A 26,835-nucleotide genomic window follows, 5' to 3' on the forward strand; every position below is an offset into this window, starting at 1 on the left:
GCCCTGGCGCGGGCGGTGCGGCTACGGCCCCGGCTGTGGTGCCTCCTGCGGCGGGTGCGTGGCGTCAAGATCGTCGGCGTACTGCTCGATCGCCCGGCGGTAGGTCCCCACCCGCGGGTCCGCGCTCGTGGCCGCCAGGGCCCTGAGCAGCGTCCGTACGGCTTCGCGGCCCTCGCCCGTGTTGTACAGGGCCATGGCCAGGAAGGACTTCAGGGCCGGGTCTCCCGGGAACTCCGCCAAGCCGAGGCGCAGGGTGCGCAGGGCGGCCGCGTACCGGCCCAGGACACGGTAGGTGCTGCCCAGACCGAGGAAGACACCGTGGCGGTCCTCGGCGGGCAGACCCGGGACGCTCAACGACCGCTCGTAGAAGGGCACCGCCTCGTGCTCCAGGCCGAGCACGTCGTGTGCCCACGCGGTCTGGTAGGCGATCCGGGCGTCCCGGGGGTACCGCTCGGCCAGCGCGAGCAGCTGGACCCGGGCCTCCTCGGCCCTGCCGTCCTCGCGCAGCCGCACCGCCCGCGCCAGGGCCGCGTCCCGCTCCTGATCACCGTTCACGGGGCCCACGCTCGCACGGCGCAGGCGTCCCGGGCAAGATCCCGCTTCCCGGAGCCGGTTCTCCGACGCGCGGTCAGACGACGTACGCCGCCGCCTCGCCCGGCCTGCCGCCGAGCGCGGTGGCGGCCGCCGCGCCCACCAGGCCCGCGTCGGTCCCCGTCAGGGCCGGAACGACCTGGAGGCGATGGACGAACGAGAGCGTTGCGTACTCGCGCAGAGCGCGGCGCAGGGGCGTGAAGAGCACGTCGCCCGCGCCCGCCACTCCCCCGCCGACGACGGCGATGTCGATCTCCACGAGCGTCGCGGTGGCGGCGATGCCGGCGGCCAGCGCCTGGGCGGCGCGCCGGAACGACGCCGCTGCGACGGGGTCCCCGGCGCGGGCGGCCGCCGCGACGGCGGCGGCGGTGGCGTCGCCGTCGGGCCCCGGCCGCCAGCCCTGTTCGAGCGCACGGCGGGCGATGTTGGGGCCGCTGGCGATCCGTTCGACGCAGCCGCGCGAGCCGCACGGGCACGGATCGCCGTCGAGGTCGACACTGATGTGGCCGATGTGGCCCGCGTTGCCCGTCGGCCCCGGGTGCGGGCGGCCGTCCAGAACCAGGCCGCCGCCGACGCCGGTGGAGACGACCAGGCACAGCGCGTTGTCATGGCCGCGTGCCGCGCCCTGCCAGTGCTCGGCGGCCGTCATCGCCACACCGTCGCCGACGAGCGTCACAGGCCGGCCGCCCACGGCCCGGTGCACGCGCTCCACCAGCGGGAAGTCGCGCCAGCCGGGGACGTTGACCGGGCTGACGGTGCCGGCCGAGGCGTCCACGGGTCCCGCGCTGCCGATCCCGACGGCCGTGGCGCGCTCCCACAGCGGGGAGGCAGTCAGCCGGCCCAGTACGTCCTCGACGGTCCGCATCACGCTCTCGCCGTCCTCGTGCGCGGGCGTCGGCCGCTGCGCGCGCAGGAGAATCCGGCCGCCGCCGTCCACCAGCGCGCCGGCGATCTTGGTGCCGCCGATGTCGAGAGCGGCGACGAGGTCGGTGTGCATCGGTGTCGGATCTCCAGGCAGGGCAGGCGTGTGGCAGGTCAGAGCCAGTCTCCATTCAGTTGACAACGTTGTCCAGGCCCTATGCTCGACGGCACGCCGTTCACGCACCGACCGCACCCGATCACGAAGAGGACATCACACTGTGGCCGAGACCGAAAGCCGCCCCGAGCTCCGCTACGGCAACCGGCCGACCATGAAGGACGTCGCCGCCCGTGCCGGCGTCGGCCTCAAGACGGTCTCGCGCGTGGTGAACGGAGAACCGGGCGTCACGCCCGACACGGAACAGCGCGTCCAGGAGGCCATCGAGGCGCTGGGCTTTCGCCGCAACGACAGCGCGCGCGTCCTGCGCAAGGGCCGCACCGCGAGCATCGGCCTGGTCCTCGAAGACCTCGCGGACCCCTTCTACGGGCCGCTGAACCGCGCCGTCGAGGAGGTCGCCCGCGCACACGGCGCGCTGCTCATCAACGGGTCGAGCGCCGAGGACCCGGCGCGCGAGCAGGAGTTGGTGCTGGCGCTCTGCGCGCGGCGCGTCGACGGGCTGATCGTGATCCCCGCCGGGGACGACCACCGCTACCTGGAGCCGGAGATCGCGGCGGGAGTGGCCACCGTCTTCGTGGACCGTCCGGCCGGCCGGATCGACGCGGACGTGGTGCTCTCCGACAGCTTCGGCGGCGCGCGCGAGGGCGTGGCGCATCTGATCGCGCACGGCCATCGCCGTATCGGGTTCATCGGCGACCAGCCGCGCATCCACACCGCCGCCGAGCGCCTGCGCGGCTACTACGCCGCGATGGAGGACGCCGGGCTGGCCACCGACGACGCGTGGGTGTCGCTCGGCAGCACGGCGCCCGAGCGGGTGCGGGACGCCGTGACCGCGATGCTGGACGGCCCGCGGCCCGTCACCGCCGTCTTCGCGGGCAACAACCGGGTGACGGTGACGGTGGTGCGGGTCCTCGCGGGCCGCGAGCGTCCCGTCGCGCTGGTCGGGTTCGACGACCTCGAGCTCGCCGACCTGCTCCGGCCCGGTCTCACCGTCGTCGCGCAGGACGCGGCCCGGCTGGGCCGCGCCGCGGCGGACCGCCTCTTCCGCCGCCTCGACGGCGCGAACGACGCGCCCGCGCGCACCGAACTGCCGACGCGCCTGATCGCGCGCGGGTCGGGCGAGATACCGCCGTGGACCCCCTGAGACGTACGCCGCACACCCCGGCCGCGAGGCCGGGGGCGGTCGGCGGTCGGCGGCCTCAGCACACCGGCAGGCCGGGGACGGGCTCGTCGTTGGCGCCGCCCCGGATGTAGACGTCGCTGACGAACACCCCGGCGTTGCCCCGGTCGTCGTCGGTCTTGGCCCACCACACGTTCGTCCACTGGCCGTCGGTCTCCCGGCGGCCCAGGTTCTGCTGGCAGTAGAAGTAGTTGGTGCCCGCGTTGAGCACCCCCACCTCGGCTCCGGCCGCCGTGTACGACTTCGCGGACTTCCAGACCGTGCAGTTGTACTTGCCGCCGCCGATGCCGTGGCAGACGGGCTCCGGGTCGGCGTCGCCGGGAGCGCTGCCGCCCGCCGCGGCCGCCGGGCCACCGTCGCCGGACCCGCCCGAGGACGAGCCGCCCGCGTCACCGGCCCCGTCCCCGGTGTCCGTGCCGCCGGAGGAGCCGGACGTACCCGAAGCGCCGTCCTCGGAGTCCCCGGCGGGGTCCTTGTCGTCCTTGGATCCGTCGGCGTCGGCGTCCTTGCCGTCGTCGCCGCCCGCCGGGGGCTTGGCGTCCGGCCGGCCGGACGTGCCGGCGCCCTGGCCGGTGGGCCCGGTACCGGCGGGCTTCCCGGCCCCGGAGGGCCCGTCCGCCGCCGGGATGCGGTCGAGGCTCCGGGGCGACTCGCCCTCCCCCGCCGCCCGCGCCCGGTCGCCGGACGCCTGCTCCGTACCACCGGTGAGGACGTACGTCACGCCGCCGCCCGCCAGCAGGACCACCGCGACACCGGCGGCCACCAGGGCCGCCCGGCCCCGCCCGGAGCCGCGCCGGCTCGGGTCCGCCGGCGCCGCCTGCGGGACGGACTGGTCCGGGAGCGGGAGCGGGGCCGGCGCCTGCGCGGCCGTCGGGCCCGCCGCGGGGCCGAACCCCTGCGGCCGGTGCGGCAGCACATCGCGCACCGTCTCCTCGCGGGGCGCGCCGCCGCCCCGGACACCGCCCGCCAGGGCCGTCGTGTCCTCACCGGCGGCCACGGCGGCGAGCAGCCGGGCGGCCTGCCGGGCGTCGGGGCGCTGCGCGGGGTCCTTGGCCATCAGCTGCCGGAGTACGGGCCCGAGCGGCCCGGAGCGGCGCGGCTCGGGCAGCGGCTCGGCGACGATCGCGGTGAGCGTCGACCAGGTCGACGTACGGCGGAACGGGGAGCCGCCCTCCACGGCCGCGTACAGGGTCGCGCCGAGCGCCCAGACGTCGGACGCGGGGCCCGGCTCGTGCCCCTGGGCGCGCTCGGGCGCCAGGTAGTCGAGGGAGCCGACCAGTTCGCCGCTGCGGGTGAGGTGCGTGGTGGAACCGTCGCCCGGGTCGTCCATGGCGGCGATCCCGAAGTCGGTGAGCACCACCCGGCCGTTGGCGCGCTCGATCAGCACGTTGCCCGGCTTGACGTCGCGGTGCAGTACGCCGGCCTGGTGGGCGGCGCCCAGCGCCTCCAGCACCTTGGCGCCGATGGAGGCGGCTTCGCGCGGGTCCAGGAGCCCGCGTTCGGCGAGTACGTCGTCCAGGGAGGGCCCGTCGACGAGCTCCATGACGATGACGGGCCGGCCGTCGTGCTCGGCGACGTCGTGGACGGCGATGACTCCGGGGTGGCGCACGCGCGCGGCGGCGCGCGCCTCGCGCTGCATCCGGATCCGCAGGTCGGCCAGTTCGGGCGCCGACGAGTCGTTGTACGTACGCAGTTCCTTGACCGCGACCTCGCGTCCGAGCACCTCGTCGACGGCGCGCCAGACGACGCCCATGCCGCCGCGTCCGAGCTGCGCGACCACTCTGTAGCGGCCGGCCAACCGCTCGTTCTCCCCCGTAGCCACCGCTGCCCCGTTCCTCTGTTCCGCTGTTCCGACTGAGATCGGGTACAGCGTACGGGGCAGCGGTGACGGCGCCGGACGCCGTCCGGGGCTGTTACTTGGCCGTTGCCGTGAGGTCTCCGCGGCGCGGCGAGGCGAAGCCGTCGAGGTCGGCGCGGGTGAGGCCGGTGAGCCGGGCGACCTCGGCGGTGTCGAGGGCTCCGCAGTCGATGCCGCGCAGCAGGTAGCCGCTCAGCGCCTTGGCGGTGGCGGGCTCGTCCATCACGTCGCCGCCGGCCTGGTTGACGTACGCGGCGAGGCGGGCGGCGGCCTGCTCGTAGCCCTCGCGGTAGAAGGCGAAGACGGCCGCGTAGCGGGTCGGGATGTGGGCGGGGTGCATGTCCCAGCCCTGGTAGTAGGCGCGGGCCAGGGCGCGGCGGGTGAGGCCGTAGTGCAGCCGCCAGGCCTCGTGCACGTGCGCGGTGGTGCCGACGGGCAGGACGTTGGTGGAGCCGTCCGAGACGCGCACGCCGGTGCCGGCGGCGGCGACCTGCATGATCGCCTTTGCGTGGTCGGCGGCGGGGTGGTCGCTGGCCTGGTAGGCGGCGCTGACGCCGAGGCAGGCGCTGTAGTCGAAGGTGCCGTAGTGCAGGCCGGTGGCGCGGCCCTCGGCGGCGTCGATCATCCGGGCCACGGCGGCGGTGCCGTCGGCGGCGAGGATGGACTGGCTGGTCTCGATCTGGATCTCGAAGCCGATGCGGCCGGCGTCGAGGCCGCGCGCCTTCTCGAACTCCTCGACCAGGCGCACCATCGCGGACACCTGCTGCGGGTAGGTGACCTTGGGGAGCGTCAGGACGAGGCCGTCGGGCAGTCCGCCGGCCTCCATCAGGCCGGTGAGGAAGATGTCGAGGGTGCGGATGCCCCGGTCGCGTACGGCCGCCTCCATGCACTTCATGCGGATGCCCATGTACGGGGCTGCCGTGCCGTCGGCGTACGCCTCGCTGATCAGGCGGGCGGCGCGGGCGGCGTGCTCGTCCTCGTCGGCGTCGGTGCGGCCGCCGTAGCCGTCCTCGAAGTCGACGCGCAGGTCCTCGATGGGCTCGCGCTCCAGCTTGGCCCGGACGCGGTCGTACACCGGCGCGGCGAGTTCCTCGGAGAGGCCGAGCACGGCGGCGAAGGAGGCGGCGTCGGGGGCGTGCTCGTCGAGCGCGGCGAGCGCCCGGTCGCCCCAGGAACGGACGGTGTCGGCGGCGAAGACGTCACCGGGTACGTAGACGGTGTGCACGGGCTGGCGGGTGCCGGGGTCTCCCGGGTAGCGGCGGGCGAGCTCCTCGTCGACCGGTACGAGGGAGGCGCTGACGCCCTCGCTGACCGCGCCCGTGAGGCTTGTCGCCACCTTCTCCTGCTGACCCATGACCAACCCTCCAGTTTCCGCTGCGCGGAATCAACAATCCGCATGGTGAAGTTATCGGCCGGTCGTGACCTGCGTCAATGGTGACCGGAAAGCAGCCGGGGCCGCGCGGTGAGGATCACCGCACGGCCCCGGGCGCCTTGCCGCTCACTGCTGCTGCGCAGGTCAGCCCTTGCGGGCCTGGACCTCTGCGGTCAGCTGCGGGACGACCTCGAACAGGTCGCCGACCACGCCGTAGTCGACGAGGTCGAAGATCGGGGCCTCGGCGTCCTTGTTGATGGCGACGATGGTCTTCGACGTCTGCATGCCGGCCCGGTGCTGGATCGCGCCGGAGATGCCGGACGCGATGTAGAGCTGCGGGGAGACCGACTTGCCGGTCTGGCCGACCTGGTTGGAGTGCGGGTACCAGCCGGCGTCCACGGCGGCGCGCGAGGCGCCGACGGCGGCACCGAGCGAGTCGGCGAGGGACTCGATGACGTGGAAGTTGTCGGCGCCGTTGACGCCGCGGCCGCCGGAGACCACGATCGCGGCCTCGGTCAGCTCGGGGCGGCCGGTGGACTCGCGCGGGGTGCGCGCGACGACCTTGGTGCCGGTCGCGGTCTCACCGAAGGAGACGGTGAGCGCCTCGACGGCGCCCGCGGCCGGGGCGGCCTCGACCGGCGCCGAGTTCGGCTTGACGGTGATGACCGGCGTGCCCTTGGAGACACGGGACTTGGTGGTGTACGAGGCGGCGAACACGGCCTGCGTGGCCACCGGGCCCTCGTCGCCGGCCTCGAGGTCGACGGCGTCCGTGATGATGCCGGAGCCGATGCGGACCGCGAGGCGGGCCGCGATCTCCTTGGCCTCGACGGAGGACGGCACGAGCACGGCGACCGGCGACACCGCGTCGTACGCGGCCTGGAGCGCGTCCACCTTCGGCACGACGAGGTAGTCGGCGAACTCGGGGGCGTCGGCGGTGAGGACCTTGACGGCGCCGTGCTCGGCGAGCGCGGCGGCGGTGTCCTCGGCGCCCTTGCCGAGCGCGACCGCGACGGGCTCGCCGATGCGGCGGGCGAGGGTCAGCAGCTCAAGGGTGGGCTTGCGGACGGCGCCGTCCACGTGGTCGACGTAGACGAGAACTTCAGCCATGGGACTTCAATCTCCTGCGAGTGCGAAGAATTCGGGGGGCGTGTGAGGGGCCGCGCGGGGCCTAGATGAACTTCTGGCCCGCGAGGAACTCGGCCAGCTGCTTGCCGCCCTCGCCCTCGTCCTTGACGATCGTGCCCGCGGTGCGCGCCGGGCGCTCGGTGGCCGACTCGACCTTGGTCCAGGAGCCCTCGAGGCCGACCTCGTCGGCGTCGATCTCCAGGTCCTCCAGGTCCAGGGACTCCACCGGCTTCTTCTTGGCGGCCATGATGCCCTTGAAGGACGGGTAGCGGGCCTCGCCCGACTGGTCCGTCACGGAGACGACGGCCGGCAGCGAGGCTTCCAGCTGCTCGCTCGCGGCGTCGCCGTCACGGCGGCCCTTCACGGAGCCGTCCTCGACGGAGACCTCGGAGAGCAGCGTGACCTGCGGGACGCCCAGGCGCTCGGCCAGGATCGCCGGGAGGACGCCCATGGTGCCGTCGGTCGACGCCATGCCGCAGATGACCAGGTCGTAACCGGTCTTCTCGATGGCCTTGGCGAGCACCAGCGAGGTGCCCATGACGTCGGTGCCGTGCAGGTCGTCGTCCTCGACGTGGACGGCCTTGTCGGCGCCCATGGACAGCGCCTTGCGCAGGGCGTCCTTGGCGTCCTCGGGGCCGACGGTCAGCACGGTGATCTCCGCGTCGTCGGCCTCGTCGGCGATCTGCAGCGCCTGCTCGACGGCGTACTCGTCGAGCTCCGACAGCAGGCCGTCGACGTCGTCGCGGTCGACGGTCAGGTCATCGGCGAAGTGCCGGTCGCCGGTGGCGTCGGGCACGTACTTCACACAGACAACGATCCTCAAGCTCACGCCGGCTCTCCTACTGCATCGTCTATTTCTTGACTGCCTCGTTGCAGGCAGCATAGGCGCCTGATGGGGCGGTTCCCGGTCGGGGCCAACCCCGCTCCGACTGGAATATTACTCGTCAGTACATCCAGAGCGTTCCCCGTAAGCAAGCGCTTTGAACTGTGACCTTGCCAACGCTGAGTAATCGGCGGACACGGGGAACTCTCAGTCCCTCAGCGCGTTGAAGCGTCCCTGGTGGTACAGCAGCGGCCGGCCGGCTCCCGAGGGGTCTCCGGCGACGACCTGACCGAGCACGATCCGATGATCCCCCGCCGGAACGCGCGCCACCACACGGCACACCAGCCACGCCAACACTCCGTCCAGGAGAGGCACTCCCTCGGGTCCGGTACGCCACCGGGTGGGCGGTGCGAATCGGTCGGCGCCGCTGCGGGCGAACGTGGCCGCCAGCTCGCGCTGGTCCTCGGCCAGGAGGTGGACGCCGACATGGCCGGCCTCGGCCAGCACCGGCCAGCTGGAGGAGCCGGTGCCGACGCCGAAGGAGATCATCGGCGGGTCGGCGGCGACGGAGTTGAGCGAGGTGGCGGTGAACCCGACGGGCCGCGCACCCTGCGCGGTGATCACGGCGACGCCCGCGGCGTGCTGCCGGAAGACCGCCCGCAGCAGCTCGGGAGAGCCTTCGAGGGCCTGGTGCGTGCTCGGGCCCGAAGCCCCGGGCCGGGTCTGGCGCGGTACGGCGAGGTCGGTCGAAGCCGTCATGGGGGTGTCCTTGCTGTCCTTCTGCGGCGGATGCGTGCGGGCCGGTGCGTGCTCAGACACCGGGACAGCGCGCGCTCGCGTTGCGGGCCAGGTCCACGTGGACCCGCTTGTGAAGGAGGATTTCTGACGGCACGCGGTCAGACTGACGACCTGTGACCTGCGCGGTCAAGCCGGGACCGCCGGATGGGACGCGCGTCACGGTCCTCCTACGGCGTGTCCGAGGGCGGCGATGACATCGGCCCGGCGCGGCTGCCCCGCGGCGCGGCGCACGATCCGCCCGCCGGCGTCGAGCACGAGCACGGTGGGCGTGGCGAGGATGCCGAGTTCGCGTACGAGGTCGAGTCGCGCCTCCGCGTCGATCTCCACATGGGCGACGCCCTCGACCATGTCCGCCACCTCGGCCAGCGTCCTGCGGGTCGCGCGGCAGGGCTGGCAGAAGGCGCTGGAGAACTGTACGAGGGTCGCCCGCTCCCCCGTCGGTGCGCCGAGTTCGGCCGCGCTCAGCCGCGTATCGCCGTCCTGGCCTGGCACGTCGCGCCTCCTGTGTGTCCGCCGGTCGTTCCCGTCCTTTTTCCCACGCCTGTGCTGCAGCGCTCACCACGGAGAGACGATTCCTGATGTTTCCGTACGTGACGAGAATCTCGCGCGTGAAAGCCATCAGGACTGGCTACTCGGCCGCTCATGGGGCACGATCTGCCCAACGCGGCTAAACCTACGGCCGCGTAACCTCGCCGGGAGAGCCCTCCCCGGGTACAGAAGGGTCCCCTCTGACATGGCAGAACTCGTCTATCGACCGGTCATCGGTGCCGCCCTCACCCTGTTCAAGGCGCTGGACCTGAAGATCGACACGCAGGGTTCTGAGAACATCCCCCGCACCGGTGGCGCCGTGCTGGTGAGCAACCACATCAGCTACCTGGACTTCATCTTCTCGGGACTCGGCGCGCTGCCGCAGAAGCGCCTCGTGCGGTTCATGGCGAAGGACTCGGTCTTCCGCCACAAGATCTCCGGCCCGCTGATGCGCGGAATGAAGCACATCCCCGTGGACCGCAAGCGCGGTGAGGCGGCGTACGCGCACGCCCTCGACTCGCTGCGCTCCGGCGAGATCATCGGCGTCTTCCCGGAGGCGACGATCTCCGAGTCGTTCACGCTCAAGAGCTTCAAGTCGGGCGCGGCCCGCATGGCCCAGGAGGCCGGCGTCCCGCTGATCCCGATGGCGCTGTGGGGCACCCAGCGAATCTGGACCAAGGGCCGGCCGCGCAACTTCGGCCGCAACCACTTCCCGGTGACGATACGGGTCGGCGAGCCGATGGAGGCGCCCACGGACGAGTTCGCGGGCGCCATCACGCGCCGGCTGCGCGGCCGGGTGCAGGAACTGCTCGAAGCCGCCCAGCGCGCGTACCCCGTACGCCCGAAGAACGCCGACGACACGTGGTGGATCCCGGCGCACCTCGGCGGTTCGGCGCCCACGGCCGCGCAGGTGCGCGAAGCCGGCTGACCGGCGGTGCGGGGGCCGCGAGGCCCCCGGCCGGCGCGGATCAGAGCGCGGCGGGAAGCGCCCGCCACAGCGACGACCGGTCCTGGGCGCCCCGCAGGGCGCCCAGGACCGCCGGGTGGGGTGCGGCGTACAGCTGCGGGTAGTCCACTTCGCCGCACTCCGTGCGGACGGTGAACGCCAGCCGTTCGCCGTCCACGGAGAACCGCGCGTCCACGCCGGGTTTGTTGCCCCGCGGGTCCTGGCGCAGCCAGTCGCCGCGCCCGGGAAGTCTGACCGCGACCAGGCCGTGGAGCACGGGGTTCGCCCCGTCGTCGTCCGCGAGCCGCTGGTAGCACAGGGCGGTCGGGATGCCCTCGGCCCGCAGCAGGGCGGCGAGGGCGTGGGCCTTGGCGTAGCAGATGCCGGTACGCCGCCCGATCACGTCCGAGGCGCGCCAGGTGACGCGTTCGTCGCCCGCGTCGTGGGAGTGCGGGATGCCGTCGCGGACGAAGGTGTACGCCGCTTCGGCGTATGCGTATGCACCGGGTGCGTCGGTGCGCAGCAGCGCCGCTGTCGCGCGCACCAGCAGGTGTTCGTGGTCGATGACATCGTCGGCTGCCAAGTACGCCGACAGGTCCGGGTGTTGCTGGATCAGCTCCATGGCGCCAGAGCGTAGGGAAGCGGCCGACCGGAAGTCAATGACTTTCCAGTCGGCCGCATACCTATGCGCTTGCCCTAGCGGGCCATCTCTTCCTTGAGCGCCTGGACGAAGCCGTCCACGTCGTCCTCGGTGGTGTCGTAGGAACACATCCAGCGGACGTCCCCGACGGCCTCGTTCCAGAAGTAGAAGCGGTAGAGCTTCTGGAGCCGCTCGCTGACGTCGTGGGGCAGCCGCGCGAACACGGCGTTGGCCTGCACCGGGTAGAGGATCTCCACGCCGTCCACCTGGCGGACGCCGTCGGCGAGCCGCTGGGCCATGGCGTTGGCGTGGCGTGCGTTGCGCAGCCACAGGTCGCGCGCGAGCATCGCCTCCAGCTGCACCGACACGAAGCGCATCTTGGACGCGAGCTGCATCGACAGCTTGCGCAGGTGCTTCATGGCGCGCACGGCGTCCGGGTTGAGGACGACGATCGCCTCGCCGAACATCATGCCGTTCTTCGTCCCGCCGAAGGACATGATGTCCACTCCGACGGCGTTGGTGAAGGTCCGCATCGGTACGTCGAGCGAGGCCGCCGCGTTGGATATCCGGGCGCCGTCGAGGTGCACCTTCATCCCGTGGGCGTGCGCGTGCTCGCAGATCGCGCGGATCTCCGCGGGCGTGTAGACCGTGCCCAGCTCGGTGTTCTGGGTGATCGACACGACCTGCGGCATGGCGCGGTGCTCGTCCTCCCAGCCGTACGCCTGCCGGTCGATGAGCTCGGGGGTGAGCTTGCCGTCCGGCGTCGGCACGGTCAGCAGCTTGAGCCCGCCCATCCGCTCGGGGGCGCCGCCCTCGTCGACGTTGATGTGCGCGGTCTCGGCGGCGATGACCGCCCCCCAGCGGTCGGTGACCGCCTGGAGGGCGGTCACGTTGGCGCCGGTGCCGTTGAAGACGGGGAACGCCTCGGCGAGTCCGCCGAAGTGGCTGCGGATGATCCGCTGGAGGTTCTCCGTGTAGTCGTCCTCGCCGTACGCGACCTGGTGACCGCCGTTGGCGAGGGCGACCGCGGCGAGCACCTCGGGGTGCACGCCCGCGTAGTTGTCGCTCGCGAAGCCGCGCACGCGCGGGTCGTGGTGCCGGCGTGCGTCGGTCTTCGCCGCGTGGGTCGGATCGGGGTTCACGGCTTGGGAGTCAGCCACAGACGCTGTCCATTCACTTCACTGGCGGGCTGGTCCCAGACCCCGGCAATGGCCTCGGCCAGTTCCTTGACGTCCGTGAAGCCCGCGAACTTCGCGTTCGGGCGCTCGGCGCGCATCGCGTCGTGCACCAGTGCCTTGACCACCAGGATCGCAGCCGCCGTACGGGGGCCGTCCTCGCCCCCCGCCTTGCGGAACGCGTCGGCGAGCGCCAGGGTCCACGCCTCGGCGGCGGCCTTGGAGGCGGAGTACGCGGCGTTGCCGGCGGTGGGCTTGGAGGCGCCCGCCGCGCTGATCAGGAGGTAGCGGCCCCGGTCGCTGCGCTGCAGCGGCGCCTGGAACGCGAGGGAGGTGTGCTGCACGGTGCGGATCAGCAGCTTCTCCAGCAGGTCCCAGTCCGCGAGGTCCGTCTCGGCGAAGGTCGCGCTGCCGCGCCAGCCGCCGACGAGGTGGACCATGCCGTCGATGCGGCCGAATTCCTTCTCGGTCTTGTCGGCCCACTCACGGGTCGCGTCGAGGTCGAGGAGGTCCACGGTGTCACCGGTGACGGTGGCGCCCCCGTGGGCGTACCGAGCGGCATCGACCGCCTCGGCGAGGCGCGCCGGGTTGGCGTCGGAGCCGACCACGATCGCGCCCGCCTCGGCCAGCCTGAGCAGCGTGGCCCGGCCGGCCGGGCCGCCCGCTCCGGCCACCGCGACCACAGCGCCTTCCAGCGATCCCCCGTTGCTGTTGCCGATGCTGCTGGTCATGGTCGTCGCCTCCTGGTCGCGATGGCTCACGCGGCCACCCGCTCGGCACTCGTCGCGGTGATCCCCTTGGTGGAGGCGATCACGTTCTTGAGCTTCTTGGAAAGGGCCTCATAGAACATGCTCAGCGGAAACTCATCCGGAAGCACATCGTCCACGAGCTTGCGCGGCGGCAGCGACAGGTCCAGCGCGTCGGGGCCCTTGGCCCAGCGGGATCCGGGGTGCGGGGCGAGGTACGTCGACACCAGGTCGTACGCGGCGAACCAGTGGACCAGCTTCGGGCGGTCGATGCCGGCCCGGTAGAGGTCCTCGATCTCGCCGCAGAGCTGGTTGGTGACCTGCGGGGCCCGCTCCCAGTCGATCTTCAGCGTGTTGTCGGTCCAGCGCACCACGTCGTGCTTGTGCAGGTACGCGAAGAGCAGCTGGCCGCCGAGACCGTCGTAGTTGCGGTTGCGGTCGCCGCTGACCGGGAAGCGGAACATCCGGTCGAACAGCACGGCGTACTGGACGTCACGGCCGTGCGCGTTGCCCTCGGCCTCCAGCTTCACGGCCTCCTTGAAGGCGGTGAGGTCGCAGCGCAGCTCCTCCAGGCCGTACATCCAGAACGGCTGGCGCTGCTTGATCATGAAGGGGTCGAAGGGCAGGTCGCCGTGGCTGTGGGTGCGGTCGTGGACCATGTCCCACAGGACGAACGCGTCCTGGCAGCGCTGCTGGTCGGAGACCATCGCGCGGATGTCGTCCGGCAGTTCGAGGCCGAGGATGTCGACGGAGGCCTCGGTGACGCGGCGGAAGCGGGCGGCCTCGCGGTCGCAGAAGATGCCGCCCCAGGTGAAGCGCTCGGGGGCCTCGCGCACCGCGATCGTCTCGGGGAAGAGCACGGCGGAGTGGGTGTCGTACCCGGGCGTGAAGTCCTCGAGGGTGATGCCGAGGAAGAGCGGGTTGTCGTAACGCGTGCGCTCCAGCTCCGAGAGCCACTCGGGCCACACCATGCGCAGCACGACCGCCTCGAAGTTGCGGTCCGGGTTGCCGTTCTGCGTGTACATGGGGAAGACAACCAGGTGCTGCAGGCCGTCCGCGCGCTGCTGGGCAGGCTGGAAGGCGAGCAGCGAGTCGAGGAAGTCGGGTACGGCGAAGCCGTCGGCGACCCACTTGCGCAGGTCGGCTACGAGCGCGCGGTGGTACGCCGCGTTGTGCGGCAGCAGCGGCGCGAGCTCCTCGACGGCGTCGACCACGCGGTCGACGGTCGCCTCCACCGTGGCGCGCGTCGGTGCGCCCTCGGCGTCGAAGTCGATGGAGCCGTCCGCCGACTGCCAGGGCCGGATCGCCTCCACGGCATTCTTGAGCTCGAGCCAGGCAGCGTGCTCGACCACGCGCCGGGCATCGGATATGCCGTCGGCGACTGTGTCCTGCACAAGAATTTCCGTCATGTCACTTCCTCCACGGGAGAACCTCGCGTCAAGGCACCGTATAGGTCTTCTGGTCTCCCATTCAAGCCCACCCTCAGTAAATTATCCTGCCGAGCCCCCTTGATCGCCGCCGTTCTTCCTGTCTCGCGCCGTACCGGCGATTGCTTCTGCCACACCGTCCAGCGCGTCCCGGGCATCGTCGAGCACGCCGGGGAAGGCGGAGAAGCCGTGGAACATGCCGGGCCGGTGGTCCTCGGTGACCGCCACCCCGGCGGCCCGCAGCCGCCCCGCGTACGCCCGGCCCTCGTCGCACAGCGGGTCACAGCCCGCCGTGACGATGTGCGCGGGCGGCAGCCCGGAGAGGTCGTCGGCCCGCAGCGGGGAGGCATGGGGGTGGGCTCCGTCACCGTCCGGGCCCAGGTACTGCTCCCAGAACCAGCGCAGCGCCGCCGCCTCCATGAAGTACCCGGTGGCGTTCGCACGGTAGGAGGCGGTGTCCCGGCGCGCGTCGGTCACCGGGCAGACGAGCGCCTGGAGGGCCAGGGGCGGGCCCCCGCGCTCCTTCGCCACCAGCGCCGCGACGGCCGCGAGGGTGCCGCCCGCGCTGTCGCCCGCCACGACCAGGGCCCCGGGGTCCCCGCCCAGCTCCCCCACGTGCCGCGCGGCCCACAGCAGGGCGGCGTACGCGTCGTCGACGGCGGCGGGGAAGCGGGCCTCCGGGGCGAGCCGGTAGCCGACGGAGACCAGCACGGCCCCCGAGGCGCGGCACAGCGCGCGTACCGAGGCGTCGTGGCCGTCCAGGCCGCCGAGGACCCAGCCGCCCCCGTGGAAGTGGACGACGGTCGGGCGCGGGCCGCTCCCGGCGCCCGAACCCGGGCGGTAGATCCGCACCGGTGTGCCGCCGGTGCCGCACACACCGGGGACGGTGGTGTCCGTCACCTCGCCCACCGCCAACGGCTCCACCGGCGGCCTCGGCAGCGCGTCGACGAGGCGCCGGGCCTCGCCGGCGTCGGTCACCGCGCCGCCGAGGTCGGGGAAGGCGGCGGCGAGGAGGTCGGCCAGCACCCTGGCCTCGGGTGTGAGCCGGTCGGGCCCCGTCGTCATCGCGACGCCCCCTCGGACGCCCTGAAGTGCGGGATGACCTTCTCGCCCCACTGCCGGAGCGTCTCCAGGCACGCCTCCTGCGGGACGGTGCCCATCTGGATCAGGCACATGATCTCGTCGGCCCCGGCGTCGCGGAGGCGCTCGACGTGGGCGATGGCGTCGTCGGCCGTGCCGTAGGCGTGGTCGGCGTTGAACGTGGCCGTGGCGGAGGGGCGTACCGGGATGCGCTGCTCGTGGAGGAGCGCGACGGCCTGTTCGGCGGCCCGGCGCATCTCGGCCGCCTCGTCGGCACCGGCGACGACCGCCTCGTCGGGGATGCCGGCGCCGCCGTACCAGTGCCCGATGGACTGGGCGAAGAAGCGCTGCCCGCGGGTCCCGACGCGGCGGGCCTCCTCGCGGTCGTCGAGCACGATCGTCGGGCAGAGGACGGAGAAGTGGTCGTTCACGGCGGTCGACACGAAGCAGTCCGGTGTACGGGCGGCCCGGGCGGTGTCGTACGCCGCGCGCATCAGCGCGATCGACTCGGGCCCGGCGAAGCCCATCACCAGCGCACCGACCCCCAGTTCGGCCGCCCGCGTCAGGGTCTCGGCGCGGCTGCACGCGAGGAAGAGCGGAGGGTGCGGGGTCTGGCGGGGGCGCGGCAGGATGGGGTGCGGGGCGATGTCGATGAGTTCGCCGTGGTACTCCAGTTCCTCCTCCTGCCACGCCCGGCCGATGATCCGCAGCGCCTCCTCCACCTCGCGCGCCGTACGGCCGCGGTCGACGCCGCACAGGGAGGTCTCCTGCTCGGTGCCGCCGCGCCCGGCTCCCAGGTCCAGCCGCCCGCCGGAGAGCAGGTCGAGCATCGCGGCGCGCTCGGCGACGCGCGCGGGGTGGTTGAAGTTGAACGGCATGCAGACGACGCCGTGTCCGATGCGGATGGTCGTGGTCTTGGCCGCCACCCAGGTCAGGAAGACTTCCGGGGCGGACATGTGCGCGTACCACTTCAGGGAGTGGTGCTCGACGGCCCAGACGCGGTCGAAGCCCATCCGCTCGGCGAGGACGGCCTGTTCGACACTGTCACGGATGACCTGGTGCTCACGTTCGACGGTCGGGTCGGCCAGTTGGGCCTCGAAGATGACGGAGAACTGCACGGTGCCTCCTGGGGGTGCGTCCGGGTGGTGCGCCCATGGGGCTGCGCTATACCTATTCGGTATATGACTAGTCGTCATATGCTCCGGACGCAAGGCTCGCGTCGGCCGTCAACGCCCGCGCGGAGCGCCCACGCACGAGTGACCCGGTTCGCCGATCACCGCCCCGCGGCGGTAGGACGGAGCCGTGAGCACCCGCGCAGTCCTCGTCGCCGCCCTGATCACCGGTCTGATCCTCGGGATCGCGAGCACCCGAGCGGAGCACTCCGCTTCTCCGCGCGAGACGGGTTCCCTCCAGGAAGCGGGCCGTTAGGCTGCCGGGGAGCCGCTGTCGACGGAAGCGAGACTGCCTTGAGTTTCCTCACCATTGGTCACCGCGGGGTCATGGGCGTCGAGCCCGAGAACACCCTCCGCTCCTTCGTCCGTGCCGAGCAGGCCGGTATGGACGCCATCGAGCTGGACCTGCACCTGAGCAAGGACGGCGCCCTCGTGGTGATGCACGACGCCGAGGTGGACCGTACGACCGACGGCCGGGGCGCGATCGCCGACCTGACCCTCGCGGAACTGCGCGGACTCGACGCCGGGCAGGGTGAGCGCGTCCCGCTCTTCGAAGAGGTCCTGGACGCGGTGCGGTCGCCGCTCCAGGCGGAGATCAAGAACGTGGCGGCGGCGCAGGCGCTCGCCGAGGTGATGCACCGGCGGGACCTGGCGGGCCGGGTGGAGGTGTCGTCGTTCCACGACGAGGCGGTCGCCGAGATCGCCTCGCTCGTACCCGGCGTGCGGACCGCCCTCATCGCCAGCCGTTACGGCACCGACGTCGTGGACCGCGCGGAGGCGGTGGGCGCCGCGACGCTCGCGCTGAACATCCGCCGGCTGACCCTGGAGACGGTGGAGCGCGCGCACGCCCGCGGGCTGCGGGTCATCGGCTGGGTGGTGAACACGCAGGATCACCTGCGGCTGGTACGGGCGCTGGAGCTGGACGGCGCGACCACGGACTACCCGGAGATCCGCCGCACGGGCCGCTTCACGGCGTAACCGCGCGGCCCGGGCCGGCCCGGGGGCCCGCCGCCATGGCGCCCGCCCCCGCGCCGCCTCAGCCCAGCGTCTTCACCAGCAGTTCGAACCGGAGGTCGTCGCGCTGCGGCACGCCGAAGCGCTCGTCGCCGTACGGGAAGGGCGTCATCCGGCCCGTACGGCGGTAACCCCGCCGCTCGTACCAGGCGATGAGGTCGTCCCGCACCGAGATCACCGTCATGTGCATCTCGCGCGCGCCCCATTCCTCGCGCACCGTCCGCTCCGCCTCGGCGATGATCACCTTTCCGAGGCCCGCGCCCTGCAGGGCGGGGCGGACCGCGAACATGCCGAAGTACGCGGCCGCGCCCCGGTGTTCGAGCTGGCAGCAGGCGACCAGCTCGCCGTCCCGCTCGACCGTGAGCAGCCGGCTGTCCGGCGACTTGATCACGTCGAGGACGCCCTCCGGATCGGTCCGCTGCCCCTGGAGGATGTCGGCCTCCGTGGTCCAGCCCGCACGGCTCGCGTCCCCCCGGTACGCCGACTCGATGAGCGCGACGAGCGCGTCGGCGTCCGCCTCCGTCGCGTCGCGGAAGGTGAGCTCCGAGGGGGCCGGGCGCGGGGTGGTCTCCATGAGGGGCGCTCTCCACATCTGTACGTCGGGTCGGGCGCCCCGAGCCTAACCCGCGCTAGGGTCCGGATGCATGGTGCATGTACTGAGCAGCAGGACGCTTCTGCGGCCCACGGATCCCGAGCGTTCCCGCGCGTTCTACGGCGAGGCCCTGGGCCTCGCCGTGTACCGGGAGTTCGGCACGGGCCCCGAGCGCGGAACGGTGTACTTCCTCGGCGGCGGCTTCCTCGAGGTCTCCGGCCGCTCCGAGACCCCTCCCTCCCCCGGCCTCCAGCTGTGGCTCCAGGTCGCGGACGCGGCGGCGGCGTACGAGGAGCTGTCGGCGCGCGGCGTGCGGGTGCTGCGCCCGCCGGTGAAGGAGCCGTGGGGGCTGATCGAGATGTGGATCGCGGACCCCGACGGGGTGCGCGTCGCGGTCGTCGAGGTACCGGCGGACCATCCTCTGCGCTACCGCCCCTGACCCCGGCGCGCTCCCCGTGCACCCCCGTGCGCTCGCGTAGGGCGGCGCGCGCGTGGGCATCGACGGGACGGACACCGTCGATCGGGAGGTACGCCGTGCACGGACAGACCCTGTCCGGCTGGCTGCTCGTGGCGCTGTGCGCCGCGACCGGCGCGTACTGCCTGCTGCGCCTGCGCGGCGGCAGGGGGGAGCACCGCGAGGAGGCGGCCGGTGAGGCGCTGATGGCGTTCGGGATGGCGGCGATGGCGGTGCCGGCCGCCGTGCTCGCGCCGCCGGCGTGGGGATGGGTGCTGTACGCCGCCGTGTTCGGCGGGGCCGCGCTGCGGGGACTGTGGCATGCGCGGGCGGGCGTCGTCCACGCGCACCACGTGGTCGGGTCGCTGGCCATGGTCTACATGGCCCTGGCGATGGCGCCCGGCGGCGGGGCCCCCGGGCACGCGGGGCACACGGCCGGGTACGCGGCCGGCGGTGTGCCGCTGCTGACCGGTGCGCTGCTCCTGTACTACGCCGCGTACGTGCTGCGCTCGGGGGTGCGGCTGATGCCCGTCGCCGCCGGTCGTGCGGGAACCGGTGCGGCGGCCGGGACGGGCGGGGCCCCGGGGACCGGCGCGGCGGCCGGCCGGGGCGCGCGGCCGGAGCTGGTGCCGGCCTGCCGGGTGGCCATGGGCCTGGGCATGATCACGATGCTGCTCACGCTCTGAGCGGCCCCGCGGCGAAACCGTGTCCTGCGTCACTTGAACGCCGAGACCATACCCGGGAGTAGGGCCGCGCTCATAGGCTGGCGCGCATGACGGTCTCCTTCGCGCTGCTGCTGCTCGGTGTCGTCGCCGCCGTCGCGGCCCCGCGGCTGATGTCGCGTGCCGACTGGCGGGAGAGGGAGCCCGTGGTGGCCCTGTGGGTGTGGCAGTGCGTCGTGGCCGCCGTGCTGCTGTGCTTCGGCCTGTCGATGACGTTCAGCGCGGCCGCCGCCTGGAAGGCCGTGCGGGGCCAGATCTTCGCCCCGGCCCCGCACGGCGTGGTGGAGGCGTACGCCCTCGCCGCGTACGGGCCCTGGTCCGCGGTCATCGCGGTGCTGCTGGCGTGCGGCGGGGCGTGGACGGCGGCGATGCTGACCCGGGAGATCCGCGGCGCGCGCAGGCGGCGCGGGCAGCGGCGCGCGGAACTGCTGGTGCGGGCGCCGCTGCTGCCCGGCGAGGAGCCCGGTGGCGACCGGCTCGTCGTCCTGGAGGGCGAGCGCCTGGACGCGTGGTGGCTCCCCGGCGCCACGCCCCGACTGGTCGTCACCACGGCCGCGTTGCGGCGCCTGAAGGGCCACCAGCTCGACGCCGTGCTGGCCCATGAACAGGGTCACGTCAGGGCCAGGCACGACTGGCTGCTGCACTGCGCGTCGGCCCTGGCGGTCGGCTTTCCGCAGGTTCCGGTGTTCGCGGCGTTCCGCGACGAGATGCACCGGCTGGTGGAGCTGGCCGCCGACGACGTGGCCTCCCGGCGCTTCGGCCGGCTGACGATCGCCCTCGCCCTGGTCGAACTCAACGAGGACCGCGGGGTGTTCGGCCCCTGTCCGACACCGCACGCCGAGCTGCCGCAGCGCGTCGACCGGCTGCTCGCGGCGGCGCCCCGGCTCACCGCGGGCCGCCGGCTGCGGCTGACGGCCGCCGCCTCGCTCGTGCCCGCCGTACCGCTGCTGGTGGCGTTCGGTCCGGGGCTCAGCGCGCTGGGCTAGTCGCGCGACGGAGGAGGGGGGTTGGCCCCCGGCGCCGGCCGTGCGCGAGGATCTTTCCATGCGCTCCTCCCCGTACGCCCCGCCGTCCCGCCCCGCACGTCCCGCGTTCACCCGCGCGGCATTCGTCCTCACCGGTCTGTGCGTCGCCCTGCTGCTGCTCGTCGTCACCGAGTGGCGTCCGCTCGTCTCGTTCGACCGCACGGTCGGGGACGCGCTGCACGACTGGGCCGTGGGAAACCCCGCTCTGACGCGGACCAACCGGATCCTGTCGGACTGGGTGTGGGACCCGTGGACCATGCGTGCGCTGGTGGCCGTCGTCTGCGTGTGGCTGATCCGGCGCGGGGAGCGGCTGCTGGCTCTCTGGATCGCCGTCACCAGTGCGGTCGGCGCCCTCGTGCAGCAGAGCCTCAAGGCGGCGGTCGGCCGCGAGCGGCCGGTGTGGCCGGACCCGGTCGACTCGGCCCACTTCTCGGCCTGGCCGTCCGGCCACGCGATGACCGCGATGGTCACCTGCGGGCTGCTGGTGTGGGTGCTGGGGCTGCTCGGCACGGCCCGCCGGCTGCGGATCGCCGTACTGGTCGTCGGGACCGTGTCCTGGATCGGCGTCGGCCTCACCCGTGCCTACCTGGGCGTGCACTGGGCCTCCGACGTGCTGGGCGGCTGGCTGCTGGGAGCGGCCGTCGTGGCGCTCTCGACGGTGGCGTACGGTCGTTGGACCGCTTCCCGGGAAGGACCGTCCGTATGACCGTCAAGGGCGCGCTCTTCGACTTCTCCGGCACGCTGCTCAGGATCGAACCGACCGAAGTGTGGCTGCGCGCGGTCCTCGACGCGCGGGGGGTGTCCGTCGCGCCGGACGACTTCGCACGGTACGCCGCGCGGCTGGAGGCGGCCGGGGCGCTGCCCGGCGGCGCCCCTCCGCGGCGCGTTCCGCCCGCTCTGGCCGAGCTGTGGGCGACGCGCGACCTGAGCGCCGAGCGCCACCGCGCGGCGTACACGGGCCTCGCCCGCCAGGTCTCGCTCCCCGACGGCGGGCTGTACGACGCCCTGTACGAGCGCCACATGACGCCGGCCGCCTGGCGCCCGTACCCGGACGCCGCCGAGGTGCTCGGCGAACTGCGGCGGCGGGGCGTCGCCGTCGCCGTCGTCAGCAACATCGGCTGGGACCTGCGGCCGGTCTTCCGGGCGCACGGCCTCGACCGGTGGGTGGACGCGTACGTGCTGTCGTACGAGCACGGCGTCCAGAAGCCGGACCCCGGGCTCTTCGCCCTGGCCTGCGCGGCGATCGGTCACGACCCGTGCGACGTCCTGATGGTCGGCGACAGCCGGCCCGCCGACGGCGGCGCGGCGGAACTGGGGTGCGCCGTGCACTTCGTGGACCACCTGCCGGCCGACGAGCGGCCCGCGGGGCTCCGCCCGGTGCTGCGGCTCGTGGACTGAGGCGCGGGCGGCACGGCCGGAGGGCATGGGTGAGCGTCCGTATCCGGCGGTCCCCCGCGCCGCCGGATACAGACGGCCAGCCCACGACGGGCCCGTGCAGCGTCTGTCGTGGGACCACTGAGTATATTGGCTCCGGGCCAGTCAACGCAGGAGTTACAGGATGTCCCCGCGCAGCGCATCGGTCAATGAAGAATTGCGTCGCCGTTCCCGGGAGCGGCTGCTGCAGGCGACCGTGGAGCTCGTCGGGGAGCGCGGATACGAGGCGACGACGCTCGGCGACATCGCGGACCGGGCCGGCTCGGCGCGCGGACTGATCTCGTACTACTTCCCGGGCAAGAGGCAGTTGCTCCAGTCGGCCGTTCACCGTCTGATGCACCGCACGCTGGAAGCGGCCCTGGCGCGCGCGCCGCGCACCGAGGACGGCCGGGAACCGCTGGCTCGCGCGATCGACGCCGTACTGGGCCTCGCGCGCGACCACCCGGTGCTCATGCGCACCCACATGGCGGGCATCCTCCAGGCCGAGGGTTTCGTACGGTGTCCCGAACAGCAGCGGCTCGCGGAACTGCTGCGGGGCGCCATGGCCCGCTACGGATCGCCGGACGTGGACGCCGACTATCCGCTGCTGCGCGCCCTGCTGATGGGCGCGGTGTTCGCCCTGCTGCTGCCGGGAGCGCCGATGCCGCTCGCCAGCCTGCGCGCCGAACTGTTCCAGCGGTACGGGCTGGACTGGGAACTCGGCGTGCCGCCGGGCGGAGAACCGCCCGGCGGCACCCGTACGCGAACCGTGGGTCAGCGGCGGTAGTCGGGCTGCGTCTGCACGTTGAGCTCGTGCAGCCGGACCTTCTTGGCGCCGTCGGTGCGCTTGTCGTGGAGCTTCAGTACGTCGAAGCCCTTGGCCATGTCGTTCGAGTAGACGTAGCCGTTGTAGTAGTACGCCGACCAGGAGCCGGCGGTGACCGCGGACGTGTCGCTGACGGGGCCGCGCTCGAAGAAGGCGATCTCCTTGGGCTTGGCCGAGTCGGTGAAGTCCCAGACCGAGATTCCGCCCTGGTACCAGGCCTGGACCATGATGTCCTTGCCCTTGACCGGGATCAGCGAGCCGTTGTGGGCGACGCAGTTCTCGGTGGGGGCCTGGTGGCGGTCGATCTTGAAGTAGCTCCTGAAGACCAGCTTGCGCTTGTCTCCCTTGCCGGTGATGTCGTAGATGCCGTCGGCGCCGCGCGTGGGGCCGGTGGCCTCGTTGCAGGTGGCGGCGACGCCGCCGCCGAGCTCGTCGGTGAAGACGACCTTGTTCGCCTTCTGGTTGAACGTCGCCGAGTGCCAGAACGCGAAGTTGACGTTGTCCTGGACGCGGTCGATGACCCGCGGCTTCTCCGGGTCCTCGATGTCGAAGATGATGCCGTCACCCATGCAGGCGCCGGCGGCCAGGTCCTTCGAGGGCAGCACGGTGATGTCGTGGCAGCCGGTGGTCTTGGAGACGCCCGGGTTGGTGGGCGCGCCCGGGTTGCCGCCGTCCGGGAAGAGCACCGGGAAGTCGACGATCGCGGACTTCTCCGGGGCACCGCGCGGCACCTTGATGATGGAGATGCCGTCGTGCGGCGGCTTGCAGTCCGGGAACGTGTCGCTCGGCGAGTACGAGGAGACGTACACGTAGACGTTGCGGCGCTCCGGCACCAGGGTGTGCGTGTGCGAGCCGCAGGCGGTCTCGACGGCGGCGACGTACCGCGGGTTGCTCTTGTCGCTGATGTCGAAGATCTTCATGCCCTCCCAGGAGGACTTCTCCGTCGCGGGCTGCGACGTGCTCGCGCACGAGTTGTCGTTGCGCGAGGAGTCCGTGGAGAGGAAGAGCAGGTCGCCGGAGACGGAGATGTCGTTCTGCGAACCGGGACACAGCACCTGGGAGACCGTCTTCGGGGCCTTCGGGTTGCTGATGTCGAAGATCCGGAAGCCGTCGTAGTTGCCGGCGAAGGCGTACTTGCCCTGGAACGCCAGGTCCGAGTTGGTTCCCTTGATGGCGTCCTTGGGCACGTTCGCCACGTGCTCGATGTTCTTGCTGTGGACGATCTCGTCCACGCCCGGTATCTCGCCGCTCTCGATGGCGGCCCTGGCTTCCGCCTGCTGCGAGGTGGTCAGGCTCTTCTTCTTCGCGGGCGCGTCTCCCGGGTCGGGGGTCGCGGCCGCGGGGCCCGCCGTCAGCAGCGTGGCGATCAGCCCTGCCGCGGCTGTTGCCACGCCCAGGCGTCTGCGCCGCACGCGGGTGATGTGCAACGAGGTCACTGCGTCCTCCCTTGTGTCCGTTCTTAGTTGAACGGTTCATACACCCCGGCAGTATCGTCGTTTGCATGCACATCTCAACAGATGGCAACGAAGACGTAATGAAAGTTTTTGATCAGTGGTGTGCGGAAGCGTGCTAAGAACGGTCATCAATCACCCCATGTGCCCCAGGAGGTCGCCGTGTTGATCCGCCCTCAGACCACGCGCGCCCGCGGACCCCGGATCGCCCGCGCGGCCGTCCCGGTCGCGTGGGCCGCGGTCGCCGTCCTGGGGCTCGGCGCGTGCGACTCGGGCGGCGGGACGGACGCGCCGAAGGCGAAGGCGGACGGGGGGCCTTCGGTGGTCGCGCCGGGGAAGCCGGGCGAGCCCGCGAAGACGATGTCGGCGCGGGAGGCGGCGAAGTCACTGCCCGACGGCTCGCCCAACGGGGCGGACTACCGTTACGCGCACCAGATGATCGAGCACCACGGCCAGGCGCTGGTGATGACGGAACTCGCTCCCAAGCGGGCCCGGTCCACGCAGGTCAAGCGCCTCGCCGAGCGGATCGCGGCGGCCCAGCGCCCGGAGATCGACGCGATGCGGGGCTGGCTCGGCAACAACGACGGCGACCGGCGCGAGGGCGGGCACGACCACACGGCGATGCCGGGGATGGCCACCGGCAAGGACCTCGCGCGGTTGCGCCGGGCCGAGGGCGAGGACTTCGACCGGCTCTTCCTGAAGTTGATGACCGTGCACCACGAGGGCGCGGTGACCATGGCGACCGAGGTGCTCGCACAGGGGAACAACGTCCAGGTCGAGGAGATGGCGACGGACGTGATCGCGCAGCAGAGCGCCGAGATCGGCCGGATGCGCGACATGGGGTAGCGGGCCGCGGGGCGCCTAGCGGCGGTTGTGGCGGGGCGGCAGCTGCCCTTCGTCGCGCGCGCTCGCGATCAGCCGCAGGGACCGGCGCCTGCTGCGCCCCGTCGCGCACATCACCGCCAGCACCGGGTCCTGCCCCGCCTGCCGCGCGGCCCGGTACGCCTCGGCGGCGATGCGGCGTCCGGCGCGGCCGCCGGGCCAGGCCGGGCGGGCCCGCCCGGCGGGCGGCTGCTTCTGCTCGGGCACCGGTGCGGCGGCCGCCCGGGGGGCCTCGGCGACCACGCGGCAGCCGCCGCCCAACGGCCCTTCGACCCATTCGGCGGCCGCCGTGAAGCCGTCGAGGGGCAGGTCCGCGCGTACCTCCTCCACCGTGATCCGCTGGGCGGACATCGCGGCCAGGACGTCGATCCTGGCGCCGTCCGCGAAGGTGAGGCGGACGTTGAACCAGGCGGGCCGTTCCGGCGCGGCCGCATTCGGTTCATAATGGTTGTTAACGTCAAAAAAGGTACTTTCCAGCACGGTCAGAAGATAACCCCACCCCGCGCGGGGCCCGCCACGGCGCGCACGCGCGACGCTGCAAGGCACTCCCTCAGAGCATCTCCCCCGGCCCGCCGATCGGTGCCATGCTGGAGACCCTTGCGGGAAGGAGCCCCCGCCGTGCTTCGTGTCGCAGTGATCGGTTCAGGCCCCAGCGGGGTCTACGCCGCACAGTCCCTCGTACAGCAGGACGCGGTGCCCGACGTGCGGGTGCATGTGCTGGACCGGCTGCCCTGTCCGTACGGACTGGTCCGGTACGGCGTCGCCCCGGACCACGAGAAGATCAAGTCGCTCCAGGGCAGCCTGCGCACCGTTCTCGAGCACGAGCGGATCACCTTCGTCGGCCATGCCGAGGTGGGCGCCGCCGGCCTCACCTGCGCGCGGCTGCTGGAGCTCTACCACGCCGTGGTGTACTGCGTCGGCGCCGCGACCGACCGCAGGCTCGGCGTTCCGGGCGAGGACCTGCCCGGGAGCTGTTCGGCCACCGACTTCGTCTCCTGGTACAGCGCGCACCCGGACGCGTCCGGACGCGGTTTCGCGCTGGGCGCGCGTTCGGCCGTGGTCATCGGCGTGGGCAATGTGGCGGTCGACGTGGCCAGGATCCTGGCGCGCGGCGCACACGAGCTGCTGGACACGGACGTGCCCCAGCCGGCGCTCGACGTGCTCGCGGACAGCCGGGTGCGCGACGTGCACGTGGTCGGCCGGCGCGGCCCCTCGCAGGCGAAGTTCACCACCAAGGAGCTGCGGGAGCTCGGCACGCTCCCGGACGCCGGTGTCGTCGTACGGCCCGAGGAGCTCGCCCTGGACCCTGCGTACGCCGATCCCGAGTCGGCCGCCGCGGTGGCCCTGCCCGCCGTGAACCGGCGCAACGTGGAGGTGCTGAGGGCCTGGGCCGCGGGGGGCGGCGAGGAGCGGGCGCGCCGGATCCGGCTGCGCTTCTTCCTGCGGCCGGTGGAGGTGCTGGAGGCGGACGGACGGGCGGCGGGCGTGCGCTTCGAGCGCACGGTGCCGGACGGCGCCGGGGGCATTCGCGGCACGGGCACCTACGAGGACATCGAGGCGCAGCTCGTGCTGCGCTCGGTCGGCTACCGGGGGACTCCGCTCCCCGGGCTGCCGTTCGACGAGGGCAACGGCACGGTGCCGCACGCGGCGGGGCGCGTCCTGCGGGACGGCACGACGTCGCCGGGCGAGTACGTGGCGGGCTGGATCAAGCGGGGACCCACCGGCGTGATCGGCACCAACCGGCCGTGCGCCAAGGAGACGGTCGCCTCGCTGCTGGCGGACGCGCGGGCGCTCGCCGCGCGCCCGGTGGTGGGCGACCCGCTCGCCGCGCTGCGGGAGTCGGGGGTCCGTCCGGTGGTGTGGAACGACTGGCGGGCGATCGAGGCGGCGGAGGCGGCGCTGGGTATCTCGCTGGGCCGCCGTTCGGTGAAGCTGCACGACTGGGCGGGGCTGCTGGGG

29 protein-coding genes are annotated in these 26,835 nt (G+C 72.8%); 12 read left to right on the top strand and 17 right to left on the bottom strand.

Annotation, left to right across the window (positions count from 1 at the left end; all coding sequences use genetic code 11):
- Positions 1-21 precede the first annotated feature (21 nt).
- Together E2E34_RS11125 and E2E34_RS11130 are read right to left on the bottom strand one after the other, a co-directional pair.
- A complete protein-coding gene (locus tag E2E34_RS11125) occupies positions 22-555 on the bottom strand; it encodes a tetratricopeptide repeat protein (protein ID WP_138901731.1) in 534 nt (177 codons plus the stop codon).
- 73 nt (positions 556-628) lie between these two features.
- On the bottom strand, positions 629-1,588 hold the full coding sequence (locus tag E2E34_RS11130) for an ROK family protein (protein WP_138901732.1): 960 nt from the start codon (positions 1,586-1,588) through the stop codon (positions 629-631).
- Positions 1,589-1,781: 193 nt separating this feature from the next.
- Here E2E34_RS11130 and E2E34_RS11135 point away from each other — a divergent pair, with 193 nt between their 5' ends.
- Complete coding sequence (locus tag E2E34_RS11135; RefSeq protein WP_425573364.1) at positions 1,782-2,771, top strand: LacI family DNA-binding transcriptional regulator; 990 nt, start codon at positions 1,782-1,784, stop codon at positions 2,769-2,771.
- Between the two features lie 55 nt (positions 2,772-2,826).
- Here the strand turns inward: E2E34_RS11135 and E2E34_RS11140 are convergent, their stop codons facing one another.
- The 6 genes from E2E34_RS11140 to E2E34_RS11165 form a co-directional block, all read right to left on the bottom strand.
- Positions 2,827-4,629 (bottom strand): serine/threonine-protein kinase, encoded by a 1,803-nt coding sequence (locus E2E34_RS11140; RefSeq protein ID WP_138901734.1) that lies wholly within the window; start codon positions 4,627-4,629, stop codon positions 2,827-2,829.
- A gap of 91 nt (positions 4,630-4,720) precedes the next feature.
- Positions 4,721-6,019 carry a DUF6986 family protein gene (locus tag E2E34_RS11145; RefSeq protein WP_138901735.1) on the bottom strand — a complete coding sequence of 433 codons (1,299 nt, stop codon included), beginning with the start codon at positions 6,017-6,019 and terminating at the stop codon, positions 4,721-4,723.
- 162 nt (positions 6,020-6,181) lie between these two features.
- The gene (locus E2E34_RS11150) at positions 6,182-7,144 is read right to left on the bottom strand and encodes an electron transfer flavoprotein subunit alpha/FixB family protein (protein ID WP_138901736.1); all 963 of its coding nucleotides are present in this window, start codon (positions 7,142-7,144) and stop codon (positions 6,182-6,184) included.
- Positions 7,145-7,205: 61 nt separating this feature from the next.
- Complete coding sequence (locus E2E34_RS11155; protein WP_138901737.1) at positions 7,206-7,991, bottom strand: electron transfer flavoprotein subunit beta/FixA family protein; 786 nt, start codon at positions 7,989-7,991, stop codon at positions 7,206-7,208.
- Between the two features lie 201 nt (positions 7,992-8,192).
- On the bottom strand, positions 8,193-8,744 hold the full coding sequence (locus tag E2E34_RS11160; protein ID WP_138901756.1) for a flavin reductase family protein: 552 nt from the start codon (positions 8,742-8,744) through the stop codon (positions 8,193-8,195).
- A gap of 195 nt (positions 8,745-8,939) precedes the next feature.
- Positions 8,940-9,275: a TlpA family protein disulfide reductase gene (locus tag E2E34_RS11165; RefSeq protein WP_138901738.1), complete on the bottom strand. Its 336-nt coding sequence runs from the start codon at positions 9,273-9,275 to the stop codon at positions 8,940-8,942.
- Between the two features lie 241 nt (positions 9,276-9,516).
- Between E2E34_RS11165 and E2E34_RS11170 the strand changes: the two genes are divergently transcribed.
- Positions 9,517-10,239, top strand: a complete 723-nt coding sequence (locus E2E34_RS11170; protein ID WP_138901739.1) for a lysophospholipid acyltransferase family protein — start codon at positions 9,517-9,519, stop codon at positions 10,237-10,239.
- Between the two features lie 40 nt (positions 10,240-10,279).
- Here E2E34_RS11170 and E2E34_RS11175 read toward each other — a convergent pair whose 3' ends face one another.
- The 6 genes from E2E34_RS11175 to E2E34_RS11200 form a co-directional block, all read right to left on the bottom strand.
- Entirely contained in the window at positions 10,280-10,879 is a 600-nt protein-coding gene (locus E2E34_RS11175; protein ID WP_138901740.1) for a transglutaminase domain-containing protein, read from the bottom strand.
- Positions 10,880-10,953: 74 nt separating this feature from the next.
- Positions 10,954-12,039, bottom strand: a complete 1,086-nt coding sequence (locus E2E34_RS11180) for a beta-eliminating lyase-related protein (protein ID WP_138901757.1) — start codon at positions 12,037-12,039, stop codon at positions 10,954-10,956.
- Positions 12,036-12,803, bottom strand: a complete 768-nt coding sequence (locus E2E34_RS11185; RefSeq protein WP_138901741.1) for an SDR family NAD(P)-dependent oxidoreductase — start codon at positions 12,801-12,803, stop codon at positions 12,036-12,038. The genes E2E34_RS11180 and E2E34_RS11185 overlap by 4 nt, the downstream gene beginning before the upstream one ends.
- Before the next feature lie 26 nt (positions 12,804-12,829).
- Positions 12,830-14,227 (bottom strand): DUF6421 family protein, encoded by a 1,398-nt coding sequence (locus E2E34_RS11190; RefSeq protein ID WP_138901742.1) that lies wholly within the window; start codon positions 14,225-14,227, stop codon positions 12,830-12,832.
- Positions 14,228-14,308: 81 nt separating this feature from the next.
- On the bottom strand, positions 14,309-15,310 hold the full coding sequence (gene lipP1, locus E2E34_RS11195) for a LipP1 family hormone-sensitive lipase (protein ID WP_138901743.1): 1,002 nt from the start codon (positions 15,308-15,310) through the stop codon (positions 14,309-14,311).
- Positions 15,307-16,443 carry an LLM class flavin-dependent oxidoreductase gene (locus E2E34_RS11200; RefSeq protein WP_138901744.1) on the bottom strand — a complete coding sequence of 379 codons (1,137 nt, stop codon included), beginning with the start codon at positions 16,441-16,443 and terminating at the stop codon, positions 15,307-15,309. Before E2E34_RS11200 ends, lipP1 begins: the two co-directional genes overlap by 4 nt.
- Positions 16,444-16,627: 184 nt before the next feature.
- On the opposite strand from E2E34_RS11200, the gene E2E34_RS36980 reads away from it, so the two are divergent.
- Together E2E34_RS36980 and E2E34_RS11205 are read left to right on the top strand one after the other, a co-directional pair.
- Positions 16,628-16,753: a hypothetical protein gene (locus E2E34_RS36980; protein WP_279637880.1), complete on the top strand. Its 126-nt coding sequence runs from the start codon at positions 16,628-16,630 to the stop codon at positions 16,751-16,753.
- A 38-nt stretch (positions 16,754-16,791) separates the two neighbouring features.
- Entirely contained in the window at positions 16,792-17,475 is a 684-nt protein-coding gene (locus E2E34_RS11205; RefSeq protein WP_138901745.1) for a glycerophosphodiester phosphodiesterase, read from the top strand.
- A 58-nt stretch (positions 17,476-17,533) separates the two neighbouring features.
- Here E2E34_RS11205 and E2E34_RS11210 read toward each other — a convergent pair whose 3' ends face one another.
- Positions 17,534-18,085 carry a GNAT family N-acetyltransferase gene (locus E2E34_RS11210; RefSeq protein WP_138901746.1) on the bottom strand — a complete coding sequence of 184 codons (552 nt, stop codon included), beginning with the start codon at positions 18,083-18,085 and terminating at the stop codon, positions 17,534-17,536.
- A 70-nt stretch (positions 18,086-18,155) separates the two neighbouring features.
- On the opposite strand from E2E34_RS11210, the gene E2E34_RS11215 reads away from it, so the two are divergent.
- From E2E34_RS11215 to E2E34_RS11240, 6 genes are all read left to right on the top strand, one after another.
- Complete coding sequence (locus E2E34_RS11215; protein WP_138898506.1) at positions 18,156-18,542, top strand: VOC family protein; 387 nt, start codon at positions 18,156-18,158, stop codon at positions 18,540-18,542.
- A gap of 95 nt (positions 18,543-18,637) precedes the next feature.
- Positions 18,638-19,243, top strand: coding sequence for a DUF5134 domain-containing protein (locus E2E34_RS11220; protein WP_138901747.1), 606 nt, complete (start codon positions 18,638-18,640; stop codon positions 19,241-19,243).
- Positions 19,244-19,329: 86 nt separating this feature from the next.
- A complete protein-coding gene (locus tag E2E34_RS11225; protein WP_138901748.1) occupies positions 19,330-20,265 on the top strand; it encodes a M56 family metallopeptidase in 936 nt (311 codons plus the stop codon).
- Between the two features lie 58 nt (positions 20,266-20,323).
- Complete coding sequence (locus E2E34_RS11230; protein ID WP_138901749.1) at positions 20,324-21,010, top strand: phosphatase PAP2 family protein; 687 nt, start codon at positions 20,324-20,326, stop codon at positions 21,008-21,010.
- Positions 21,007-21,702: an HAD family hydrolase gene (locus E2E34_RS11235; protein ID WP_138901750.1), complete on the top strand. Its 696-nt coding sequence runs from the start codon at positions 21,007-21,009 to the stop codon at positions 21,700-21,702. Before E2E34_RS11230 ends, E2E34_RS11235 begins: the two co-directional genes overlap by 4 nt.
- Positions 21,703-21,862: 160 nt before the next feature.
- Positions 21,863-22,504, top strand: coding sequence for a TetR/AcrR family transcriptional regulator (locus E2E34_RS11240; protein WP_138901751.1), 642 nt, complete (start codon positions 21,863-21,865; stop codon positions 22,502-22,504).
- On the opposite strand, the gene E2E34_RS11245 is transcribed toward E2E34_RS11240, so the two are convergent.
- Complete coding sequence (locus E2E34_RS11245) at positions 22,492-23,979, bottom strand: LVIVD repeat-containing protein (RefSeq protein WP_138901752.1); 1,488 nt, start codon at positions 23,977-23,979, stop codon at positions 22,492-22,494. The two genes, E2E34_RS11240 and E2E34_RS11245, sit on opposite strands and share 13 nt — an antisense overlap.
- Before the next feature lie 177 nt (positions 23,980-24,156).
- On the opposite strand from E2E34_RS11245, the gene E2E34_RS11250 reads away from it, so the two are divergent.
- On the top strand, positions 24,157-24,840 hold the full coding sequence (locus E2E34_RS11250) for a DUF305 domain-containing protein (RefSeq protein WP_138901753.1): 684 nt from the start codon (positions 24,157-24,159) through the stop codon (positions 24,838-24,840).
- 15 nt (positions 24,841-24,855) lie between these two features.
- On the opposite strand, the gene E2E34_RS11255 is transcribed toward E2E34_RS11250, so the two are convergent.
- The gene (locus E2E34_RS11255; RefSeq protein WP_138901754.1) at positions 24,856-25,356 is read right to left on the bottom strand and encodes a DUF6214 family protein; all 501 of its coding nucleotides are present in this window, start codon (positions 25,354-25,356) and stop codon (positions 24,856-24,858) included.
- 138 nt (positions 25,357-25,494) lie between these two features.
- Here E2E34_RS11255 and E2E34_RS11260 point away from each other — a divergent pair.
- Positions 25,495-26,835 (top strand): FAD-dependent oxidoreductase (locus E2E34_RS11260; RefSeq protein ID WP_138901755.1); only part of this gene is annotated, 1,341 nt, incomplete at its 3' end.

The organism is Streptomyces albidochromogenes (genome assembly GCF_005981925.1).
Taxonomy (GTDB): Bacteria; Actinomycetota; Actinomycetes; order Streptomycetales; family Streptomycetaceae; genus Streptomyces; species Streptomyces albidochromogenes.

Bases quoted from the DNA above. Each gene is read 5' to 3' on its own strand.
- E2E34_RS11130 (WP_138901732.1), bottom strand. From the start codon at position 1,588: ATGCACACCGACCTCGTCGCCGCTCTCGACATCGGCGGCACCAAGATC.
- E2E34_RS11135 (WP_425573364.1), top strand. From the start codon at position 1,782: ATGAAGGACGTCGCCGCCCGTGCCGGCGTCGGCCTCAAGACGGTCTCG.
- E2E34_RS11145 (WP_138901735.1), bottom strand. From the start codon at position 6,019: ATGGGTCAGCAGGAGAAGGTGGCGACAAGCCTCACGGGCGCGGTCAGC.
- E2E34_RS11150 (WP_138901736.1), bottom strand. From the start codon at position 7,144: ATGGCTGAAGTTCTCGTCTACGTCGACCACGTGGACGGCGCCGTCCGC.
- E2E34_RS11160 (WP_138901756.1), bottom strand. From the start codon at position 8,744: ATGACGGCTTCGACCGACCTCGCCGTACCGCGCCAGACCCGGCCCGGG.
- E2E34_RS11170 (WP_138901739.1), top strand. From the start codon at position 9,517: ATGGCAGAACTCGTCTATCGACCGGTCATCGGTGCCGCCCTCACCCTG.
- E2E34_RS11175 (WP_138901740.1), bottom strand. From the start codon at position 10,879: ATGGAGCTGATCCAGCAACACCCGGACCTGTCGGCGTACTTGGCAGCC.
- E2E34_RS11185 (WP_138901741.1), bottom strand. From the start codon at position 12,803: ATGACCAGCAGCATCGGCAACAGCAACGGGGGATCGCTGGAAGGCGCT.
- E2E34_RS11190 (WP_138901742.1), bottom strand. From the start codon at position 14,227: ATGACGGAAATTCTTGTGCAGGACACAGTCGCCGACGGCATATCCGAT.
- lipP1 (WP_138901743.1), bottom strand. From the start codon at position 15,310: ATGACGACGGGGCCCGACCGGCTCACACCCGAGGCCAGGGTGCTGGCC.
- E2E34_RS11210 (WP_138901746.1), bottom strand. From the start codon at position 18,085: ATGGAGACCACCCCGCGCCCGGCCCCCTCGGAGCTCACCTTCCGCGAC.
- E2E34_RS11215 (WP_138898506.1), top strand. From the start codon at position 18,156: ATGGTGCATGTACTGAGCAGCAGGACGCTTCTGCGGCCCACGGATCCC.
- E2E34_RS11225 (WP_138901748.1), top strand. From the start codon at position 19,330: ATGACGGTCTCCTTCGCGCTGCTGCTGCTCGGTGTCGTCGCCGCCGTC.
- E2E34_RS11230 (WP_138901749.1), top strand. From the start codon at position 20,324: ATGCGCTCCTCCCCGTACGCCCCGCCGTCCCGCCCCGCACGTCCCGCG.
- E2E34_RS11235 (WP_138901750.1), top strand. From the start codon at position 21,007: ATGACCGTCAAGGGCGCGCTCTTCGACTTCTCCGGCACGCTGCTCAGG.
- E2E34_RS11240 (WP_138901751.1), top strand. From the start codon at position 21,863: ATGTCCCCGCGCAGCGCATCGGTCAATGAAGAATTGCGTCGCCGTTCC.